General features: G+C 55.6%; 17 protein-coding genes. 9 read left to right on the forward strand and 8 right to left on the reverse strand.

The features are described 5' to 3' along the window. Position 1: 1 nt before the first annotated feature. The 7 genes from L2W48_RS03565 to L2W48_RS03595 all read left to right on the forward strand — a co-directional run bounded on the left by L2W48_RS03565 (position 2) and on the right by L2W48_RS03595 (position 6989). Complete coding sequence (locus L2W48_RS03565; RefSeq protein WP_236098662.1) at positions 2-604, forward strand: site-2 protease family protein; 603 nt, start codon at positions 2-4, stop codon at positions 602-604. 9 nt (positions 605-613) lie between these two features. Next, positions 614-1405 (forward strand): 5'/3'-nucleotidase SurE, encoded by a 792-nt coding sequence (gene surE, locus L2W48_RS03570; RefSeq protein ID WP_236098663.1) that lies wholly within the window; start codon positions 614-616, stop codon positions 1403-1405. A gap of 476 nt (positions 1406-1881) precedes the next feature. Continuing rightward, complete coding sequence (thrC, locus tag L2W48_RS03575; RefSeq protein WP_236098664.1) at positions 1882-2928, forward strand: threonine synthase; 1047 nt, start codon at positions 1882-1884, stop codon at positions 2926-2928. After that, the gene (gene thrB / locus L2W48_RS03580; RefSeq protein WP_236098665.1) at positions 2925-3872 is read left to right on the forward strand and encodes a homoserine kinase; all 948 of its coding nucleotides are present in this window, start codon (positions 2925-2927) and stop codon (positions 3870-3872) included. The genes thrC and thrB overlap by 4 nt, the downstream gene beginning before the upstream one ends. Position 3873: 1 nt before the next feature. Beyond that, positions 3874-4344 carry an ACT domain-containing protein gene (locus L2W48_RS03585; protein ID WP_236098666.1) on the forward strand — a complete coding sequence of 157 codons (471 nt, stop codon included), beginning with the start codon at positions 3874-3876 and terminating at the stop codon, positions 4342-4344. A 63-nt stretch (positions 4345-4407) separates the two neighbouring features. Next, on the forward strand, positions 4408-5241 hold the full coding sequence (locus L2W48_RS03590) for an aminotransferase class IV (protein WP_236098667.1): 834 nt from the start codon (positions 4408-4410) through the stop codon (positions 5239-5241). After that, the gene (locus tag L2W48_RS03595; protein ID WP_236098668.1) at positions 5229-6989 is read left to right on the forward strand and encodes a sensor domain-containing protein; all 1761 of its coding nucleotides are present in this window, start codon (positions 5229-5231) and stop codon (positions 6987-6989) included. Before L2W48_RS03590 ends, L2W48_RS03595 begins: the two co-directional genes overlap by 13 nt. Here the strand turns inward: L2W48_RS03595 and L2W48_RS03600 are convergent. Then, positions 6981-8003 carry an aldo/keto reductase gene (locus L2W48_RS03600; RefSeq protein ID WP_236098910.1) on the reverse strand — a complete coding sequence of 341 codons (1023 nt, stop codon included), beginning with the start codon at positions 8001-8003 and terminating at the stop codon, positions 6981-6983. The genes L2W48_RS03595 and L2W48_RS03600 overlap by 9 nt on opposite strands. Positions 8004-8355: 352 nt before the next feature. Here L2W48_RS03600 and L2W48_RS03605 point away from each other — a divergent pair, with 352 nt between their 5' ends. Together L2W48_RS03605 and L2W48_RS03610 are read left to right on the forward strand one after the other, a co-directional pair. After that, positions 8356-10791, forward strand: a complete 2436-nt coding sequence (locus L2W48_RS03605) for an SGBP N-terminal domain-containing protein (RefSeq protein WP_236098669.1) — start codon at positions 8356-8358, stop codon at positions 10789-10791. A 292-nt stretch (positions 10792-11083) separates the two neighbouring features. Continuing rightward, on the forward strand, positions 11084-11500 hold the full coding sequence (locus tag L2W48_RS03610) for a type II toxin-antitoxin system HicB family antitoxin (RefSeq protein WP_236098670.1): 417 nt from the start codon (positions 11084-11086) through the stop codon (positions 11498-11500). A gap of 70 nt (positions 11501-11570) precedes the next feature. On the opposite strand, the gene purE is transcribed toward L2W48_RS03610, so the two are convergent. Genes purE through purL form a run of 7 tightly spaced genes read right to left on the reverse strand, consistent with a single transcriptional unit; the run spans position 11571 to position 19980 of the window. Next, positions 11571-12086: a 5-(carboxyamino)imidazole ribonucleotide mutase gene (purE, locus tag L2W48_RS03615; RefSeq protein WP_236098673.1), complete on the reverse strand. Its 516-nt coding sequence runs from the start codon at positions 12084-12086 to the stop codon at positions 11571-11573. Then, on the reverse strand, positions 12083-13363 hold the full coding sequence (gene purD / locus L2W48_RS03620) for a phosphoribosylamine--glycine ligase (protein WP_236098674.1): 1281 nt from the start codon (positions 13361-13363) through the stop codon (positions 12083-12085). Before purD ends, purE begins: the two co-directional genes overlap by 4 nt. Before the next feature lie 2 nt (positions 13364-13365). After that, positions 13366-14901 (reverse strand): bifunctional phosphoribosylaminoimidazolecarboxamide formyltransferase/IMP cyclohydrolase, encoded by a 1536-nt coding sequence (gene purH / locus L2W48_RS03625; RefSeq protein WP_236098675.1) that lies wholly within the window; start codon positions 14899-14901, stop codon positions 13366-13368. After that, the gene (purN, locus tag L2W48_RS03630) at positions 14898-15488 is read right to left on the reverse strand and encodes a phosphoribosylglycinamide formyltransferase (protein ID WP_236098676.1); all 591 of its coding nucleotides are present in this window, start codon (positions 15486-15488) and stop codon (positions 14898-14900) included. Before purN ends, purH begins: the two co-directional genes overlap by 4 nt. After that, positions 15485-16477 carry a phosphoribosylformylglycinamidine cyclo-ligase gene (purM, locus tag L2W48_RS03635; protein ID WP_236098677.1) on the reverse strand — a complete coding sequence of 331 codons (993 nt, stop codon included), beginning with the start codon at positions 16475-16477 and terminating at the stop codon, positions 15485-15487. The genes purN and purM overlap by 4 nt, the downstream gene beginning before the upstream one ends. Continuing rightward, positions 16458-17831 (reverse strand): amidophosphoribosyltransferase, encoded by a 1374-nt coding sequence (gene purF, locus L2W48_RS03640; RefSeq protein WP_236098680.1) that lies wholly within the window; start codon positions 17829-17831, stop codon positions 16458-16460. Before purF ends, purM begins: the two co-directional genes overlap by 20 nt. 1 nt (position 17832) lies before the next feature. Beyond that, positions 17833-19980 carry a phosphoribosylformylglycinamidine synthase subunit PurL gene (gene purL / locus L2W48_RS03645; RefSeq protein ID WP_236098681.1) on the reverse strand — a complete coding sequence of 716 codons (2148 nt, stop codon included), beginning with the start codon at positions 19978-19980 and terminating at the stop codon, positions 17833-17835. Position 19981 lies beyond the last annotated feature (1 nt).

Consider the following 19981-nt stretch of genomic DNA (forward strand, 5'->3'; position numbering starts at 1 on the left):
TATGTCTGGACAAATCGCCGATATACTTCTGGCCCTGCCTGCCGTGCTCTGGGCCATATCCTTTCACGAATTCTGCCATGGTTGGGTGGCCTATCAGCTGGGAGACCCTACTGCCAGAGATGCAGGCAGACTTACGTTGAACCCCTTGGCCCACTTCGACGTCATAGGGGCCATAATGTTGCTGTTGTTCCATTTTGGATGGGCCAAGCCTGTTCCCATCGACCCACGTTACTTCGGCAAGCCAAGGAGGGACATGGTGCTGGTCTCGGTGGCAGGGGTGGCGGGAAACATCTTCACCGCTTTTGTCGTAGGTCTGATACTGCGTTTCTTTCCCGGTCCCTTCATGGCCAGCCCCGCTCTCGGAAGGGTCATGATATTGATGGTCTACGTAAACGTGGGGCTTGCGGTGTTCAACCTCATCCCCATTCCCCCTCTGGACGGATCGAAGCTGATCTACCCCCTTCTTCCCCGATCCTGGATGAAAGGCTGGTTCTACCTTGAGAGGTACGGAATGATAGTGTTGTTGCTTTTGGTCGCCGTCGGTGCAATCGGGGCAATAATGCGCCCCGTCATGTACCTTTTTTTGAGACTTATACTGGCTTGAGGTGAATCTATGAGATTATTCGTTACCAACGATGACGGAGTTTACGCTCCTGGAATAGCGGCTCTGGCCAAGGCCCTTAAAGCTGGAGGTCACCTCGCGACAGTGGTGGCTCCCGATAGAGAGAGAAGTTCCGTAGGGCACGCCATAACCCTGACCAGACCTTTGAGAGTCTGGTCCGTGGTCAGCGACCTTTACCCCCATGATCTGGACGTCCACGCCTGCGACGGAACCCCCTCGGACTGCGTGGTACTGGGGGTGGACGAGGTATCCTCCGGCACGGATATAGTCATATCCGGGATAAACAACGGTCCCAACCTGGGAGACGACATAACCTATTCCGGTACGGTCTCAGCCGCGATGGAGGGATCCATCATGGGGTACCCATCGGTGGCAGTGTCGCTGAACTGTTCCAGAGGAGACGAAGAGCTCCATTACGATGCTGCCGCGGCGGTAGTGGTCCGTTTGGTCGATTGGCTTTCCCATAACCCCATGACGGACGACATAGTTCTGAACGTAAACGTACCGAACCTGCCTCTGACCATGATGAAGGGGTTGAAGGTTACCCATAAGGGAGTCAGGGTTTACGCCGATAAGGTCACCAAACTACAGGATCCCTTCGGACGCACCTACTATTGGGTGGCCGGTAAACCGGAGGACGACCTGGTGGAGGGCAGCGACGTATGGGCGGTGGCTCACGGCTATGTCTCCATAACCCCTATACACATGGACATGACCCATTACGGCACCTTGGATACTCTAAGATCCGGAGGTTTGGAGAAGACGAGAATTTCCGAGGATTGAGAGGATAAAAAAGTGGCGATGGGGGGGATCCCATCGCCTGGGGTGGTGGATTTTGGAGGGTTCCACAAAACGTCCGCTTCTTGCGGACGACTACATAATAGCATCGGCCCCCTTTATGTCGATATAGGGAAAACCCCCTAATTTACTCCGTGCCTTTGGATCCATAAAGTCGAGCGTCCCGTCCTTGACATAGTTATGTCGCTGCTGTAAAGTACTTTATCAACCAAATCGGAATAAAGCGATGAAGAGAGCCAGTACCGATCGAAACCGGTCTCAGAGAGGGGAGCTCGTGGGCTGAAAAGCTTCCCGGCAAGGACTTTCGGGAATACCACCTCGGAGCTTGTTATGTACTTCTTTAGAGAGCCGGTTTTTACCGGAACTGGAGTGGAACCGCGGCCGGACTCGGTCGTCTCCAGGCATTGGGCCTGTTGAGACGATCGGGTCCGGTTTTACTTTATCTAGAGGAGGTCTTTTTCATGGCTCAGGGAATTTTAAGGAGATACGGCGAACATCTTCCTATAACGGACAGAACTCCCGATCTGTCTCTCTGTGAGGGGAGCACACCGCTTATCCCTCTGATAAATCTCGGTAGAGAGCTCTCCGTCGAGCTTTACGCTAAATTCGACGGCTTGAACCCCACCGGGTCCTTCAAGGACAGAGGGATGGTCCTGGCGGTGGCGAAGGCACTGGAGGAAGGGGCCCGTTCGGTGGTCTGTGCCTCCACAGGCAACACCTCCGCCTCCGCCGCCGCCTACGCCGCCAGGGCAGGTATCCCCTGCTTCGTGGTCCTACCTGCCGGCAACGTGGCCATGGGGAAACTCGCCCAGGCCATCGCCTACGGAGCTAAGGTAGTACCTATAGAGGACAATTTCGACGTCGCTCTTGACCTTGCAAGAAAAGGAGCGGAGGAGATGGGCATGGCGATAGTCAACTCGGTCAATCCCTACAGATTGATGGGACAGAGAAGCGCCTCCTGGGAGATCTGCGACGAGCTGGGCGATCGGCCCGACTGGCTGGTGTTGCCCGTGGGCAACGCTGGAAACATCTCCGCCTATAGGGAAGGCTTCGATTACTATTCCTCTTTGGGACGCTGCTCCGGATTGCCCCGGATGGTAGGGGTTCAGGCTTCCGGTTCGGCCCCTCTGGCATTGGGACGGGAGTTCCCCGAGCCGGAAACGGTGGCCACCGCCATAAGGATAGGCCGTCCGGTAAACGCGGAGAAAGCAAAAAAAGCCGTGTCCGACAGCGGGGGAACCTTCCTCGCGGTGGACGACGACGAGATACTGAAAGCCCAGAGGCTCCTGGCCGGTAGGGATGGGATCTTCGCCGAGCCCGCTTCCTGTGCCGGAGTGGCGGGACTGATGAAACTGAAGGAACAGGGCGAGTTGCCCGAGGGCATCAGAATAGTCACGGTCCTGACGGGGAACGGTCTAAAAGATCCGGATGCCCTTCTATCCAGGATCTCCCCGATCGAGCCGGTGAAGGCTCAATGGTCCGTCCTGGAGGAGATCTTCAGGTCATGATATCCGTAAGGGTCCCAGCCACCAGCGCCAACATGGGGTCGGGGTACGACTCCATCGGCTTGGCTCTGGGGTTTTACAACGTTTTCAAGGTCAAAGGATTTCTTGAAAGAGGAATCTACAAAATAGAGGTATTGGGCGAAGGAGCTGGCGAGGCGGAAAAACCGGAGGAAAACGGTTTCATCCTGGCCTACGAGGCCACCTGTCGGCGATGGGGAATAGAACCCCCCGGGCTGGACCTGTTGAGCCTCAACGCGATCCCGTTTTGCCGAGGTTTGGGAAGCTCCTCCTCCGCCATAGTAGGAGGAGTTATGGTGGCGAACGAGCTCAGGGACGAGCCCCTTTCCAAAGAGGAGCTTCTGCCCCTCATGGTAGAGTTGGAGGGACACCCGGACAACGTGGTTCCCTGCTGCCTGGGCGGTTTCGTGGTCAGCTGCTGGCTCGATGGAGACCTGCGCTACGTAAGGCTCCCCTGCGGAGAGGATGAAATGACCGCCGTGGTGGCCGTTCCAGACGTGAGGGTCCCTACCTCTCAGGCGAGAGCGGCTTTGCCTAAAACTGTCCCTATGGAAGACGCTGTTTTCAACCTGGGCCGTTCCGCTCTTTTGGCCGCTTCCTGGGCCACCGGAAAGTGGGAAAACCTCTCATTGGCGGTAGGAGACCGTCTTCATCAGCCATTTCGGTCGAAACTTTTTCCCGGAGGGGAGAAAATTCTCGATACCTTGAGGGAAATTCCCGGATGCGACGGCGTGGCAATAAGCGGATCCGGCCCTACCATGGTGGCCTTCACCAGATGGTCTCCTGAAAAGCTCGCCAGGCCTATGTGCCGTATTTTCGCCGAGGCCGGAGTTCACTCCCGGTTTTTCGTATTGGACGTAGATCGTTACGGAGCATCGGTCGAAACGACGGCTGATTTTAAAGTTCCCGAAGAGAGGAGATGTCGATAAAATGTCCGGCTTTTCCATAGATACCATCGTCTGCGACGTCGACGTCGCTAAAGTGGCGGTGCTGGGGGTTCCCGATCGCCCCGGCATAGCGGCCCATCTTTTTTCCGCCCTTAAGGAGGCTCAGGTGCCAGTCGAGATGGTCATTCAGAGCGTCATGAGAGGCGACGTAAACGACATAGCCTTTCTGATAAAGGACTCCCGCATAGGAGAGGCCATAGACGTCTGTCGCAAGATGCCCGGCGAAATAGGCGCCCAGGGAGTGACCTTCGATACAGAAATATGTCGAGTGGCTCTTTACGGAAAGGGCTTTTCCGACCGTCCAGAACTGCTGTCCGACGTCTTTTCCGCCCTGGCCGAGAGGGGCATAAACCTGGAGATGATAGTGGAGACTCCGGAATCTCTGTGTTGCATCCTGGCTAAATCCAGATCGGAAGAGGCGTTGGATATTCTCAAGAAAAGGTTCGATTCCTGAATTTTTTGAGGTACAATACCGGGAGTGCCATGAAAGCTTACATAGACCTTTGGAGGGATCGATTTGAGACTTTGCTATATGGACGGAAACTTCCTTCCCTTTGATCGTGCCGCTCTTCCTCTCTCGGATCACATAATACTTCGAGGCATAGGAGTCTTCGATCTCGTCAGGACCTACGACAGAAGGCCCATGATGATGACCTACCATCTGGAAAGACTCTTGAAATCCGCTTCGGCTCTGGGAATAGAGAACAAACTCGGAGTGGAGGCTATGAAATCCATAGTCAGAGAGGGAATCGGCCGGATGGATGGAGACGGAGAGGTTCTGGTGAACTTCTACATAACCGGAGGAGATAATTTCGTGGACGGATGTCGTTTTCCCGATCCACGTTACTTCGTTTCCTTTCAGGACCTGGTTCTTCCCGATAAGGAGCATTACTCCAAGGGAGTCAGGCTTTTCCCCCTGGACAGAGCCAGGCTGATGCCCTCGGCGAAAAGCATAGACTACAGTGCCGCCTTGGCAAAAAACAGCGTCGATCCCGGGGCCCTCGAAGTACTTTACTGTCCAGGGGGCGGAATAACCGAGGCGGGACACAGCAGTTTCTTCATGATAAAAGACGGAAAGGTCGTAACCGCTCCGGACGACGTGGTTCTAGCTGGAACCACTCGATCTCTTCTCCTTCAGATACTGACTGAAAACGAGATCGACCTGGAGCTGCGGGTTCCATCTCTGGAGGAGCTGTCCGAGGCCCAGGAGGCCTTTATAACCGGATCGGTGAAGGAGATAATGCCGGTCGTTCAGGTAGGGGACATAACGGTGGGAAACGGCAATCCCGGAGAAATTACCGGTAGAATAAGGACACTATACAGAGAGAACATCCCGAGATGGCTGGAGTAGGAAAAATCGTCTCTCTCGTTCGCTCGTTTTTCGAGAAAGCGGTAAAACAGGTTGAACCGATCGATCCTGTGAGCCGTAAGGACAGAATTTCCCTGAAAAGACTCTTTCAGACCCTGCCGGACGGAGTAGTCCTGCTGGACCCGAACGAGAGGGTGATGGACGTCAACGACGCCTTCCTCGGCATATTCCGTTTTTCCAAAAAAGACCTGCTGGGTAAAAAACTGGACGAGATGATTCTTCCTCCCGACAGGGTGGACGAGGGGTTGGCGATAAACCGAAAGATATTGGAAGATAAGAAAGTGGAGTTCGAGGGAACCCGTCTCAGAGGCGACGGAGAAATCATAAAGGTCATGATCTTCGGGTGTCCCATAGAGGTGAACCGAAAACTCGTCGGTTTCTACGGCATATATCGGGACGTCACGAAGCAGGCCGAGGTAGAGGCAAAGGTCCGTCGTCTGGCCTTTAGAGACGAACTGTGCGACCTTCCCAACAGGGTGTCTTTCGTGAGGGAAGGCCGCTCCAGGGTAAAGAGGGGTGAGCCCTTCTCGATTCTCTACGTTGATCTGGACCGGTTTAAAAACGTGAACGACACCTTAGGACACGCCATAGGCGACGAGCTGCTTCGTTACGTGGCAGACCGTATATCCAGAGCGCTCGACCCCTCCGCCATGGTCTCCCGTCTCGGCGGAGACGAGTTCGGCGTCATGATATATTCCGGCGATTACTGCGACGCCTACTCGGTGGGTAAATCGATACTGGACTGTATGGACGGGCCGTTCAAGCTTTCCGAAAGGGCCCATATATCCATAGGTGCCTCGGTGGGCATCTCCGTCTATCCCGATCACGGCATCACCTGGGAAGACCTTTTCGGCCATGCCGATATAGCCATGTACGAGGCTAAGAAATCGGGACGAAAGATAGTCTTCTTCGACGACGTAATGGGGGTCTCTTTTCGGGAGCGTATAGGAATGGAACGTCGCCTCGCCGACTCTCTTGCAAGAGAGTCGGGGCTCTCTTTGGCATACCAGCCAAAGGTGGACATGTCCTCCGGAGAGGTCTTGGGATTCGAGGCCCTCTGTCGTTGGAAAGATGGAGAGGAAGATCGCTCTCCCGAGCTTTTCATACCGGCCGCTGAGGAAACAGGCCTCATAGTTGACCTGGGACGATGGGTTATGGAGAAGGCCTGTCGTAGAGGAGCCCTCTGGCTGGAGGAGGGGCTTAGAGTTCCCCTGGCCGTTAATATATCGGCGAAACAGGTTCAACAGGACGACTTCGTACTTATGGTAGGTCGAATCCTGGAGGAAACGGGATTTCCTCCGGAACTTCTGGAGCTGGAGCTGACCGAGTCGACCCTGATGAAAGACCTGGACAGAAGCTGCAGTATGCTGGAGAGTCTGAAGGAACTGGGTGTCTCCCTCGCCATAGACGATTTCGGAACTGGATATTCGTCCCTAACCTATATGGCCCGTTTCGACGTAGACGTCCTCAAGATAGACCGATCCTTCATGCCGGGTAAAGAGGCCCCATCTTTGAACGAGGCTATAGTGAAGAGCATCGTGGCCCTCGCCCGTGCGAGAGGGCTTAGGGTGATAGCCGAAGGAGTGGAGACGGAGGAACAGAGGGATCTGCTCCTCCGTATAGGCTGCGTCTCGGCGCAGGGCTTTCTCTACAGCCGCCCCGTTCCGGAAGAGGCCGTCGCCGATATGTTTTCTCGTGGCTTCGGTTCCCTTCAGCCCTCCTTAAGGTAGTTTCTTGCCGGTTTTTTCCCTGTAGAACTCTCTGTAGAAGACGAGGTTTTTCCTGAGCAGCTCCGGGGTATCCAGGCCGTAAGGACAATGGTTCTTGCAGTGATCGCAGTGTATACAGCCCTCTATTTTTTCCATCTTGTCACGCCACTCGTCGGACATGAAGGGCTGCCAGGGCATCCTTCCCAAAAGGAGGGACATCCTGGCTGCCTGAGGAATGTCTATTCCGGCGGGGCAGGGCAGACAATAGCCGCATGAACGGCAGAAATCGCCGGAAAGTGCCTTTCTGTCCTCGTCTATGAGATCCTGGAGCTCCTCCAGCGACGGGGGAGCCGCTTCCAACTCGATAAACTGTTCCAGCTCCGACTTTTTCTGCATTCCCCATATGGGCACCACGTTATCGAACTGTCTCAAAAAGGCGAAGGATAATCTGGCGTCGGTGATAAGCCCGCCGGACATACCCTTCATGGCGATGAACCCTACGTTCCTTTTCGAGCATTCCTCCACCAGCTCCACGTCCCTCTGGGCCGACAGATGGTTCAGGGGAAACTGTACCGTGTCGTAATATCCCGAGCGAACCGCCTCCATGGCCCTGTCCAGGCTGTGGTTGGTGTAGCCTATGAAACGAACCTTTCCCTGATCTTTCAGCTCCGCCAGGGCGTCGTACATGCCGTCCTCTCCGCCGGGCAGAAAGACCTTCTTCGGATTGTGAAACTGCAGTATGTCCACGTAGTCGGTCTTCATCGTCGCCAGACTGGTCTCCACGTGCTCCCTGAGCTCCTGGGGCGTCGTAGCGTGGCTCTTGGTGGATATCACGATGCTGTCTCGAACGTCCGACAACGCCTTTCCGATCTTTTCCTCGCTGTCCGTGTAGGCCCTGGCGGTATCGAAGTAGTTGATTCCCTTCTCGAACGCCTCCCTCAACAGCTCTGCCGCATCCTCAAGCGGAATTCTCTGTACCGGAAGAGCGCCGAAGCCGCTTCTGGTGACGGAAAGCCCTGTCCTTCCTAAAATCATCTTTTCCAAATGAAGCCCCCCTCTCTGTGTAGATTATAGGGCAAGAGAGTCTCTCTTGGGTAAGAGGAGTGGAAGATGTGCCTAAATATACGTTTAGGGTAGTTACGACTTAAAATGTCGTATGTCTGGTGTAGTGTTTTAATGTCAATCTTTCTGAAGGTCAGGAAAGGGCTGAGTGGAAGGTTTAGTTATTCCTGCTGAAAACATTATCTACAAAATGCAATTACTCAGCAAGCTAGGTTGTTGGAATGTCTGTAAGGGGGTGTTAGAACAGGGCAGGAAGATACCTTATTAAAGCTGAAATTCTTTAAACAAGGAGATTTTCTCAATTAAAAAGAAAGAGGTTTTTGTTATGACAAAAAGATTTATTAGTCTGTTCTTGTTGGCTTTTCTAGCGGTGGCAGTCTGTTCTTGTTCCACCTGGGCCTCGTCTTTCTCACAGTCTCAAAAACCCTCCGATCCCATACCAGCGGACAATGCCGTCGATGTTCCATTGGACCAAACGCTATCCTGGGCACGCTGTTATAACGAGGATGGAACTCCAATAGCAGGATATACTATTAAAGTAAGAAACGAAAAGGGAACGTACATGAGCAGTGGAAGTATTTCATCTATAGGGCCAAGTAGAATTACTTTTGAAACGTCCGGCTTTTACCTGGGGGATAAGTACACGTGGGAAGTTAGTGCTAGGGACAACAAGGGGGTTGTTTGGAAAAGTACGTTTAGTTTTACGACAACAGCCGTAGCATTGCAGACCGGAAAAGCAATTCTTGCGTACTCTCTTCCCGGTCAGGTGGGTTCTATAATCGATAGCTCTGCTCATACCGTCACCGTGACCATGCCTAGCGGAACGGATGTATCCTCTCTGGTGGCTGATTTTACCCTCTCAGGTGGAGCCTCTTCTGAAGTAGGCGGAGTAGCCCAAATCAGCAAAAAGACCGCCAACGACTTTAGGAATCCCGTTACCTATGCCGTTGTCGCCGAGGATAAAAGCGTTCAGAACTGGGTAGTCACGGTAAACGTTGCCCCAGCTCCAAGGATCGGCAAGGATATAACCAGCTACTCTCTTCCCGGTCAGGTGAGCTCTATAATCGACAGCTCTGCTCATACCGTCACCGTGACCATGCCTAGCGGAACGGATGTATCCTCTCTGGTGGCTGATTTTACCCTCTCAGATGGAGCCTCTTCTGAAGTAGGCGGAATAGCCCAGATAAGCAAAAATACCGCCAACGATTTTAGGAATCCCGTTACCTATGCCGTTGTCGCCGAGGATAAAAGCGTTCAGAACTGGGTTGTCACGGTAAACGTTGCCCCAGCTCCAAGGATCGGCAAGGATATAACCAGCTACTCTCTTCCCGGTCAGGTGGGTTCTATAATCGATAGCTCTGCTCATACCGTCACCGTGACCATGCCTAGCGGAACGGATGTATCCTCTCTGGTGGCTGATTTTACCCTCTCAGGTGGAGCCTCTTCTGAAGTAGGCGGAGTAGCCCAAATCAGCAAAAAGACCGCCAACGACTTTAGGAATCCCGTTACCTATAGAGTTACTGCCGAGGATAAAAGCGTTCAGAACTGGGTAGTCACGGTAAACGTTGCCCCAGCTCCAAGAATCGGCAAGGATATAACCAGCTATTCTCTTCCCGGTCAGGTGAGTTCTATAATCGACAGCTCTGCTCATACCGTCACCGTGACCATGCCTAGCGGAACGGATGTATCCTCTCTGGTGGCTGATTTTACCCTATCCGATGGAGCCTCCGCTGAGGTTGGATCTCTAATTCAGGAGAGTGGGGTAACCGCTAATGATTTTACATCTCCCGTCCCTTACAAGATAATCGCAGAAGATAAGTCTTTTCTGAATTGGGCTGTCACGGTATATATAGGTACCGATCCTGTTACACCGGTGATACCAAAGGTTGAGCCTTCCGATATAGAACCTTTTAAATTGGAAGATGAAGATATAAGCTCTGACACTGGGGCAAAGCCTATGACTGCCGGTGAGACAGCAGACATAGTCAACGGCAACGGAGATCTTTTGAATTTATTTAGCGAGGATAAAGTAGCTGAGATAGTTGCTGTGAATCTTGACGGTGATGTAAAGGACATAGAGTTTCCTGCAAAGAAGGATCACGCTAAGAACGTGACGGATATAGCCGTGAAATATGAAGGCTCTGTGGCTATAACACCTGTGATTGCTCAGATAAAAAACGATGGTTCTTTAGGCGATGGGGATAATTTTGATTTCTCTCTTCCTGTTGCCCAGATAAGATCTCTTATGACAAACATATCCAATAACGTCCTGACTTTCCGCCTTAGGATAGCCTCGAAAGATAGCGTCATAATGTTCAGGGGGAGAAATCTCGTGGCAGAAAGACTCGCTACAGTAGAGGAAAAGGACGGGTTTTACTACGTCGTTCTAAATGTGTCCAATCGTCCAGGGGCTGGCTTGACCTTTGATGATCTATCGGGGTCCGTGTTTGCTGTGGATACGGAAGAGCATCTGATACAGACTATCATGGAAAAGATAGGCTCAAAGAATTATAGCTATCAGGATCTTGTAAACATGGGATTATTGAATCTTGATTCGTCTAAATGGTATGAATATAAGAGTGAAATAGATAAACTGGTGGATCCAGTAAAAGAGGATATTCAAAAAGCTATCGATGCAATCAATACCGCAAAGCCTGTTCCCGCAAGCAGTGGAAGCGGTGGTGCTGGATGCTCTATAGGTGGGATTGCCCCAGCGGCATTTTTCTTGCTCTTGCCTTTGCTCCTGTTCCAGAAGAAATAACCGTATCAAAAAGTCCTCTTGCCTGAATGGCTAAGTTACCGAAGCCTAAACAGAGCGAGAGTTGCCACGGAGAGCGCCATTTTATGGCACTCTCCGACTTGGTGAATTTCAACTGGGTCAGTAGCGGAACAGACGCCAATCACGTTGATCGACATTCTGAGGCCCAAGTTGAGTTAACCTTGAATAACCTGATTATCATGACCGTAAAAGACCTGGACATAATGGTTCTCAAAAGCATAGAAAAGCAGGCAGGCATAACCTTATGATATATGAACCAAGGGAGGTGAAATAGATGCAGGACAGATACAACTTCCCGGCGGTGTTTCACTATAACCCCGACGGTCGTATCGGCATATACTTCCCCGATCTTCCCGGATGCGTCAGCCAGGCGACCTCCGACAAAGAGGGGATAAAAAAAGCCACCGAAGCCCTTGAGCTTCACATCTTCGGGATGGAGGAGGACGGAGACTCTATCCCCAATCCATCCCGTCTATCCGATATCGATCTTGGACCAGGTGAAAGAACGGTGATGATCTCGGCCATAATGCCTCTGGTCAGAGATGCTATGGAGAGTAAGGCGATAAAAAAGACATTAACCCTGCCCTATTGGCTAAATCGTGCCGCTGAGGCTAAGGGAGTCAATTTCTCCGCTCTTCTCCAGAATGCTATAAGGGAAAACTTGGGTATTCAGGATGAAAGAAAATACTAAAGTCCATGTCGAAAAACAGTCGTTCCCCACCCTCTTGATAGAGAGCGGGGAACGACTGTTTTTCCTGGGGCTATTTAAACGCTTCCTCCGGCACCTCCGGAAGCTCCAGGGTCGATCTGGATTTGCGGACCTTTTCGGCCTGTTCCACCCGGAGGTCCTCCAGGTTCTGTCTCACCTTTTCGTCCAGGAGGGCCACTATCCTGGCTGCCAGAAGGGCGGCGTTTGCCCCTCCGTCTATTCCCACCGACGCCACGGGAACGCCCGGAGGCATCTGGGCCACCGAGTAGAGGGCGTCCAGCCCTCCCACGGTTCCGGCGGAAACCGGAACCCCTATGACCGGCAGGGAAGTGTGGGCGGCCAGCACGCCGGGAAGGGCGGCGGAAAGTCCCGCCACGGCTATGATCGCCATTAGCCCTCGTTTCTCTCCGTTGGCGGCGTAGGCCGCAGCGTCCTCCGGAGTCCTGTGGGCGGAGGCCACCGTCACCTCGTAGGGGATCTGGAGCTTGTCCAGCATGTCCCCCGCTTTTTTGGCGATCGCTTTGTCGCTTGCCGATCCCAGAACTATGCCTATCTTTGCCTTGGTCATCTGTCTTCCTCCCTCGGCCTCTCCGTGTTTGCCGCTATGTCCTTTCGATAGAAAGCTCCCTGGAATTTTATCTTTTCGGCTTTTCCGTAGGCCCTTTTTCTGGCCTCGTCGGGAGTTGAGCCTGTGCCAACCACGGAAAGCACCCTTCCCCCCGCCGTTACTATCTTGTCGTTTTTAAGCGCCGTTCCCGCCTGGAAGACTGTAACGCCTTCCTCTTCGTCGTCCAGCCCCTCTATGGGGTGTCCCTTTTCGTAGCTGCCCGGGTATCCTTCCGAGGCTATGACCAGGTTGACCGAGCACAGGTCCTTGAGAGACCATTTGGCCTCCGAGAGTTTTCCCTGGGTGCATCGGAGACAGGCCTCCAGCCAGTCGCCGTCGAAGAGGGGAAGCAGTGCCTGGGTCTCCGGGTCTCCCAGCCTGACGTTATACTCCAGCAGGTCGATCCTGCCCTCCGGGGAGACCATCAGCCCCGCGTATATGACGCCACGGTAGTCTATGCCGTCTTTTTTCAGTCCCGACAGGGTTTTTTTCACGATCTCTTGCTCTATCTTTTTGGTCATCTCGGGGTCCACCCAGGGAACCGGAGCGTAGGCTCCCATTCCTCCGGTGTTGGGGCCTCTGTCACCGTCGAAGGCCCTTTTATGGTCCTGGCTGGTGTGGAGGAGTCTCCATGTCTCTCCGTCGGTGATTATCATCACAGAGACCTCCCGTCCCGTAAGGCCGTTTTCCACCACGAGGGTCTTTCCGGCCTCGCCCAGCGATCCGTCCAGGAGCTCTTTGCAGGAGTCCAGCGCCTGGGAGAGGTCGTCGGAGATGAATACTCCCTTTCCCGCCGCAAGGCCGTCGGCTTTGACTATGTAGGGGGGCTTTCTTTCCTCCAGGGCTTCTCTCGCCTCGTCTATGCTGCGGCATATTTTGAACGGGGCGGTGGGTATGCCGTGTCTGGCCATGAATTCCTTGGAGTAGGCCTTGCTGGCCTCCAGCATGGCTCCGGCCTTTCCCGGACCGAACACCGGAATACCGGCCCTGCGAAGTTCGTCGGAGACGCCGGATACCAAAGGCGCCTCCGGGCCCACCACGACCAGGTTTATCGAGAGGTCCTCGGCCAGTTTTACGACCGATTTCCCGTCGCAGGGATTCCCTTCGTGGCAGGTGGCTATTCCGGCGATTCCCGGGTTGCCCGGCAGGGCGTGCAGTTCGTCGCAGAGGGGCGATTTAGCCAGGGCCCAGGCTATGGCGTGTTCCCTGCCGCCTCCGCCGAGTACGAGTACCTTCATGGTCAGTGCCTGAAGGTCCGCCAGCCGCTGAGAAACATGGATATGCCAAGTTCCTCGGCTCTGGACTTGACCTCGTCGTCTCTGACGGAGCCGCCGGGCTGGATTATCGCCACGATTCCGGCTTCCGCCGCCTTTTCCAGTCCGTCTGCGAAGGGGAAGAATGCGTCGGAGGCCATAACAGCTCCTTTGGCCTTATCTCCCGCCTGGGAGGCGGCGAACTCGACGGCGAAGACCCTGCTGCAAAATCCCATACCTATTCCTACCGCCGCTCCGTTTTTGACCATGGCGACTGCGTTGCTCTTGGACAGACAGGCTACCTTCCAGGCCAGAAGCATGTCCTCCCAGAGGTCGAGTCTTTTAGGGCCGATCCACTCGCCCGAGTCGGGGGAGGGCAGAGGAGGAAGCTGGTCTTTCTGTGCCAGCAGTCCGCTCCATGTTCCGGTGATCTGCCAGGGCATCACCCGGCCTCCGTTCCACTTTATGAGCCTTAGGGAGGGACGGCGTTCCGCCAGGTATTCGACCGCTTTTTCGTCGAAGTCCGGGGCGGCGACTATCTCCGTGAAGTGTTCGCCTATCCTCTTGGCCGAGTCGAGGTCGACCGTCCTGGTAACCCCTACGACCCCGCCGTAGGCCGAAAGAGAGTCGCATTCGAAAGCCCTGTTGTAGGCGTCTCCTACTGTGTCTGCCACCGCCATGCCGCAGGGGGTGGTGTGCTTCAACACTACCGCTCCGACGTCCTTTTGCATCATGGCCATTCCTCTTAGGGCTCCGTCCAGGTCGAGTATGTTGTTGTAGGAAAGGGGCTTGCCTGCCAGCTGTTCCCATGGTAGTTCGGAGAGGGATGGCAGATAGAGTCCGGCGGTCTGATGGGGGTTTTCACCGTATCTCAGAGGCTGAGCCAGTTTAAGGTTGAGAGGCAGGTCCGAGGGTATCTCTTCCTGTTCCTCCATATCCCTGCCCAGCTCGGAGGACAGACCGGCGGTTATGGCCGAGTCGTATCCCGATGTGAGGGCGAAGGCCTTGAGGGCCAGAGACTGTCTGGTGGATACGGATATATCTCCCTCTTTGTCCAGCTCCTCTACTATGGAGTCGTAGTCGGCAATGTCAGATATCACAGTTACGTGGCGGTAGTTCTTGGCCGCAGCTCTCAAAAGGGTTACCCCGCCTATGTCTATCTTCTCTATGAGCTCGTCCAGCCCTCCGCCGGATCGGACCGTTTCCTCGAAGGGATAGAGGGTGCAGACCACCATGTCTATCAGGGGGATCCTGTGGGTGTCGACGTCGGCCATGTCGCTTTCGAGCTCCCGTCTGGCAAGTATGCCTCCCGATATGGCCGGGTGCAGGGTCTTCACCCGGCCTCCCAGCATGTGGGGCACTCCGGTCAGGTCGGCGACCTCCACGACCTCGACTTCGCCTTCTTCAATGGCCTTTGCGGTTCCCGAGCTGGAGACTATCTCCCAACCTCGCTCGGATAGCGCCTTGGCGAACTGGACCACGCCGGTCTTGTCGTAGACCGATATGAGGGCTCTTCTCTTCATCTGGAATCGTCCTTTCCTGTGTGAATTATCCCGGAGAAGAGTTTCTCCAGGGTTCTCCAGTATAGTCTGTGTTCCGCTCGGTGAATCCTTCTTTCCAGGGTTTCCATGTTATCGTCCGGTTTTACCCTTACCGGCATCTGGGACAGGATGGTCCCGTGGTCCACCAGTTCGTCCACCAGGTGGACCGTTACCCCCGTCACCTTTACACCGTAGCCCCAGGCATCCTCTATGCCGTGGGCTCCGGGGAAGGAGGGGAGCAGGGCGGGGTGGATGTTCACGATCCTTCCGGCGTGGGAGGATACGAAGCCCGGCGAGAGTATTCTCATGAAGCCGGCCAGTACGAGCCAGCCCAGGTCGTGACGACGCCAAAGGCGGTGGAGATGTTCCTCCGCCGCCTCTTTGCCGTTTTCGTAGGGCAGTAGCTCGGTCTTTACCCCTCTGGCGGCCGCCTTCTCCAGGCCGGGGGCTCCGGGTCGGTCCGACGCCACGAAGGAGACGTTGGCCTTCAGATCTCCCGATTTCACTCGGTCCAGGATGGCGTCCATGTTGGAGCCTCTGCCGGATATCAGCAGTCCTATGGAGGTCATGCCACCGTACCGAAGATCACCGGGGTCTCCCCTTTTTCTCTCAGTTTTTCCGTAACTTCGTCGCGGTTTTCTGGGGCAACCACCAGGGTGTATCCTATTCCGAGGTTGAAGACCCTGCGCATCTCCGATTCGTCCACGCCTCTGTCCGAGATGTAGTCGAATATGGCCGGTCTGTTCCAGGAGTCGAAGTCTATCTCGGGGAGCATTCCCTTCGGAAGGGCTCTCTCTATGTTTTCCTCCAGGCCCCCTCCGGTGATATGGGCCATCGCCTTTATCTTTCCGGTTTTTAGAGCCGAGAGAACCGGACGGGGATAGAGCCTGGTGGGTTTTAGCAGGGCGTCCGAGAGGGGCTCTCCCAGTTGGTCGATCTTTTCGTGAAGTGAGGCGGCGAGCTCTTTCTCCAGTGCCTTTCTGACCAGAGAGTAGCCGTTGCTGTGTATGCCCGAGCTTGCGAGCCCTATCATGAGGTCGCCTCTTTCGACGCAGGATCCGTCTATGAGGTCCTCTCTGTCTACAGTTCCCACGGCGAAGCCTGCCAGGTCGAATCCGTTGGGAGGGTACACCCCGGGCATCTCGGCGGTTTCGCCTCCGAGAAGAGCGCATCCCGATTCGAGACAGGCGTCCATGACTCCCTCGACTACGGGGATGAGTCTGTCCGAGTCCAGCTTGCCGCAGGCCAGGTAGTCGAGGAAGAGTATAGGTCTGGCTCCGCAGGTTATCAGGTCGTTTACGCTCATCGCCACCAGGTCCTGCCCCAGCCCCTTGAGTTTTCCAGCGGCCTCGGCTATCTCCAGCTTGGTGCCGACGCCGTCGCAGCAGGCGGCCAGAAGAGAGCCTCCGCCCATGTCGTAGAGGCCGCTGAAGCCGCCTATTCCACCTACTACGTTAGGGTCCTTGGGTCTTTGGGACATGAGCTCGCCTATCCGCTTGACCCAGCGGTTGCCTCCGTCTATGGTGACTCCCGATTCCTCATATGTCCAGTTCTTCATATTTCTCTCCGTCCTCCATGTAGGATCCGCTGAAACAGGCGGTGCATACCTCGCAGGCCGGTAGGCCAATGGCCTCTACCAGGTCCGTCTCGGTAAGATAGGCCAGCGAGTTGGCCCCTATTTCGGCGCATAGGGCCTCTTCGTTGGATCGGGCCGCCGCGAGCTCCTCCCTGGTGGGGGTGTCTATGCCGTAGTAGCAGGGAAAGCGCACCGGCGGAGAGGATATCCTCATGTGTATCTCCGAGGCGCCGTAGTTTCTCAAAAGCTCTACCATCTTTCTGGAGGTCGTTCCACGGACTATGGAGTCGTCCACCACAGCCAGGCTTTGACCCTTTATTAGCTCTCTTATCGGGTTGAGCTTTTTCCTTACACCCAGCTCCCTCACCCTCTGGGTGGGTTCGATGAAGGTCCGTCCGGAGTAACGGTTCCTGACTATGGCTTTCTCGTAGGCTAGCCCCGATTCCTCGGCGTAGCCCATGGCCGCTATCGTTCCGCTGTCGGGCATTCCAGTAACGCAGTTTCCCGAGCAGGGAGACCTTCTGGCCAATCTACGGCCCAGCTCTTTTCTTACCTGATAGACCGATTGTCCCGCTATCAGGCTGTCCGGTCTGGCGAAGTAGACGAATTCGAAGGCGCAGAGGTATCTCCGCCTTGGCTCCACCGGGATCCTGAGGGAATGGAGGCCGTCTGTGTCTATCACCAGGATCTCTCCCGGATCGAGCTCCCGGATCATCTCCGCCCCTACCAGGTCGAGGGCGCAGCTCTCGGACGATATGTAGTAGACGTCGTCTCTCTTGCCCAGGGCGAGGGGACGGAATCCCCAGGGATCTCTGGCAGCCACCAGGCGGTCCTTCAGGGCCACAGCGAGAGAGAATGCTCCCTTGAGTTTTCTCAGAGAGTCGACCAGGGCGTCCAGCTCCGTTTTGTGGGGTTGGTGGGCCATGAGGTGGAGGATGACCTCCGTGTCGGTGGTGGACTGAAATATGGCCCCTCTGTTCTCAAGGTATCTTCTTACCCCCGAGGCGTTGGATATGTTGCCGTTATGGGCTATTGCCACCGGGCCCCTGCAGTAGTTTGCCGCCAGGGGCTGCACGTTAGACAGTCCCGAGCCTCCGGCAGTGGAGTAGCGGACGTGTCCTATGGCGGAGCTCGCCGGGATGCCCGACAGTTCCGCCTGGTTCAAAGCCAGGTGTACAAGGCCCTGTCCCTTTATGGTCCTTATCTGATTTTCTCCGTCGATCCATGCTACTCCCGCCGATTCCTGTCCTCTGTGCTGGAGGGCGTAGAGGCCCAGGTAGACCTCCTCGAGGACCGGATTGCCCGAGGCGGAAAAGGCGCCGAAAACTCCGCACATATCAGAGATTCCAGCTTTCCCTGATCTCGGATACCGACAGATCTACCAGGTCGTCCAGGGTCAGGCGGTTTCCTCCGACCTGTCCTATCTCCGTCACGGCGTAGCCCTTCCAGAGGGCTCTGAAGAGAACCAGTCGGTTTTTAGGAACCGAGTAAACTGCCCTGGGGCCTCCTTCTCCGAAGAGGAGGACGTCCCTCCTGGTGGGGCAGGGTATGGATATAGAGGCTCCCAGGCCGCTGGCTCCGGCCTCCTTGGCCAGGGCCACGGCCAGTCCTCCTCCTGCTATGGGCATTCCCGACGAGGCGGCCCGCCTTTTGGCCGTCTCGATCGCCCTCAGGATGAACTCGTTTTCCAGCTCTCCGTCGAAGTCCAGAGGTTTGCCCCAGATGCGGCCGGTCTTGTTCAGCAGGTAGGATCCTCCGTCGAGCCTCGGGTTGGGCATTCCCACGTAGAAGAGTCTGTCTCCCTCGCTCCAGTTGCCGGAACGGAGAAGCTCCTCGATGTTTTCGACGAATCCTACCGTTCCGACCAGGGGAGTCGGCAGAATGGGGCCGTTGGCGGTCTCGTTGTACAGGCTGACGTTTCCGGACACCACGGGGCATTTCAGTGAGGAACAGGCCTCGGCCATTCCCTTGGCGGACTGCTCCAGGGTCCAGAACTGCTCGGGTTTCTCCGGAGAGGGGAAGTTCAGGCAGTCGGTGGTCCCGGCCGGTTTCGCTCCGGCTACGGCGAGAGCCCGGCAGCTTCTGGCCACGACCTCGGCTGAGCCGTTGTAGGGATCTAGCCAGCACATGAAGGGCTGGGCCTCCATGGACATGACGGCTAATCGGTCGGTGCCCTCGATCCTTACGGCGCTCACAGGGGATCCTGGACCTATCACCGTGTTGGTCTGGACCATCGAGTCGTACTGCTCGAATATCTCTTTTCTGGAGCGATGGGAATGGGAGCCCAGAAGGTTCAAAATCTCCTCGTTCCAGTTTTCCGGAAGGGGAAGCGAGTCGAGGTCGAAGTTCCAGCGATCCTCCAGGTCCTCGGGTCTGACGGAGGGCCAGGGGATCTCGGGACAGTCGCTGCCTATTACAGACGCAGGCATGTCTGCGACGGTGTCCCCCTTCCAGAGGATGCGGTAATGATCGCCCTTTTCGGTCTCTCCTATGACGGCGCAGTCCAGCTCCCATTTTCCGGCGACAGCCATCACCTGGTCGACCTTTTCCGGCTCGACTATGAGCAGCATCCTCTCCTGAGACTCGGATAGGGCTATCTCCCAGGGCTCCATTCCCTCGGCCCTGAGTGGAACGGCGTCGAAGTCTATGGTCATGGCGATGCCGCTCTTGGCGGCTATCTCGCTGGAGGAGGAGAGTATTCCCGCCGCTCCCATGTCCTGCATGCTGACCAGCAGGTCCTTGTCTCGCAGTTCCAGACAGGCCTCTATGAGAAGCTTTTCCGTGAAGGGATCGCCTATCTGGATGGACGGGACCCCCGAACCGTCCTCGGCTAGCTCCACCGAGGCGAAGGCCGCTCCGGCTATGCCGTCCCTTCCTGTCTTGGAGCCAAGTATCAGTACCTTCTGGCCAGAAGAGGCCGTCTGGGAGCTCACCATTCTGTCGGTCGGGACAAGTCCGGCGCAGAAGGCGTTAACCAGGGGGTTGCCCCTGTAGCTTTCGTGATAGACCGTCTTGCCTCCTACGGTGGGAACTCCTACGCAGTTGCCGTAGCCTCCCACTCCCTTTACCACTCCGTCGGCCAGTGCCTGGGTCTTCCTCTCCTCCGGGTCTCCGAAGAAAAGTCCGTCCATGGAGGCTACAGGCCTGGCTCCCAGGGCCATTATGTCTCGAATTATGCCTCCTACCCCCGTGGCGGCTCCCTGATAGGGGGCGACTGCGGAGGGATGGTTGTGGCTTTCCACCTTGAAAGCCAGCCCGAGTCCGTCTCCGGCGTCGACGACCCCGGCGTTTTCCCCCGGTCCGAGGAGGACCCTGTCTCCGTCCTTGGGGAATAGCCTCAGAAGCGGCTTGGTCGATTTGTAGCTACAGTGTTCTGACCACATTACCCCCATGATCTGAAGCTCCAGGTCGTTGGGCTCCCTTCCGAGTCTGGCTTTCAGGGCGTCGTATTCCTCTTTGCGGAGTCCCGCTTTGGAGTAATCCATA

Origin of the sequence: Dethiosulfovibrio russensis, from assembly GCF_021568855.1 — a bacterium.
Lineage (GTDB): Bacteria > Synergistota > Synergistia > Synergistales > Dethiosulfovibrionaceae > Dethiosulfovibrio > Dethiosulfovibrio russensis.

What these genes read in the sequence shown, in the direction of transcription:
- L2W48_RS03565 (WP_236098662.1), top strand. Translation starts at nt 2, where the DNA reads ATGTCTGGACAAATCGCCGATATACTTCTGGCCCTGCCTGCCGTGCTC.
- surE (WP_236098663.1), top strand. Translation starts at nt 614, where the DNA reads ATGAGATTATTCGTTACCAACGATGACGGAGTTTACGCTCCTGGAATA.
- thrC (WP_236098664.1), top strand. Translation starts at nt 1,882, where the DNA reads ATGGCTCAGGGAATTTTAAGGAGATACGGCGAACATCTTCCTATAACG.
- thrB (WP_236098665.1), top strand. Translation starts at nt 2,925, where the DNA reads ATGATATCCGTAAGGGTCCCAGCCACCAGCGCCAACATGGGGTCGGGG.
- L2W48_RS03585 (WP_236098666.1), top strand. Translation starts at nt 3,874, where the DNA reads ATGTCCGGCTTTTCCATAGATACCATCGTCTGCGACGTCGACGTCGCT.
- L2W48_RS03595 (WP_236098668.1), top strand. Translation starts at nt 5,229, where the DNA reads ATGGCTGGAGTAGGAAAAATCGTCTCTCTCGTTCGCTCGTTTTTCGAG.
- L2W48_RS03600 (WP_236098910.1), bottom strand. Translation starts at nt 8,003, where the DNA reads ATGATTTTAGGAAGGACAGGGCTTTCCGTCACCAGAAGCGGCTTCGGC.
- L2W48_RS03605 (WP_236098669.1), top strand. Translation starts at nt 8,356, where the DNA reads ATGACAAAAAGATTTATTAGTCTGTTCTTGTTGGCTTTTCTAGCGGTG.
- L2W48_RS03610 (WP_236098670.1), top strand. Translation starts at nt 11,084, where the DNA reads ATGCAGGACAGATACAACTTCCCGGCGGTGTTTCACTATAACCCCGAC.
- purE (WP_236098673.1), bottom strand. Translation starts at nt 12,086, where the DNA reads ATGACCAAGGCAAAGATAGGCATAGTTCTGGGATCGGCAAGCGACAAA.
- purD (WP_236098674.1), bottom strand. Translation starts at nt 13,363, where the DNA reads ATGAAGGTACTCGTACTCGGCGGAGGCGGCAGGGAACACGCCATAGCC.
- purH (WP_236098675.1), bottom strand. Translation starts at nt 14,901, where the DNA reads ATGAAGAGAAGAGCCCTCATATCGGTCTACGACAAGACCGGCGTGGTC.
- purN (WP_236098676.1), bottom strand. Translation starts at nt 15,488, where the DNA reads ATGACCTCCATAGGACTGCTGATATCCGGCAGAGGCTCCAACATGGAC.
- purM (WP_236098677.1), bottom strand. Translation starts at nt 16,477, where the DNA reads ATGAAGAACTGGACATATGAGGAATCGGGAGTCACCATAGACGGAGGC.
- purF (WP_236098680.1), bottom strand. Translation starts at nt 17,831, where the DNA reads ATGTGCGGAGTTTTCGGCGCCTTTTCCGCCTCGGGCAATCCGGTCCTC.
- purL (WP_236098681.1), bottom strand. Translation starts at nt 19,980, where the DNA reads ATGGATTACTCCAAAGCGGGACTCCGCAAAGAGGAATACGACGCCCTG.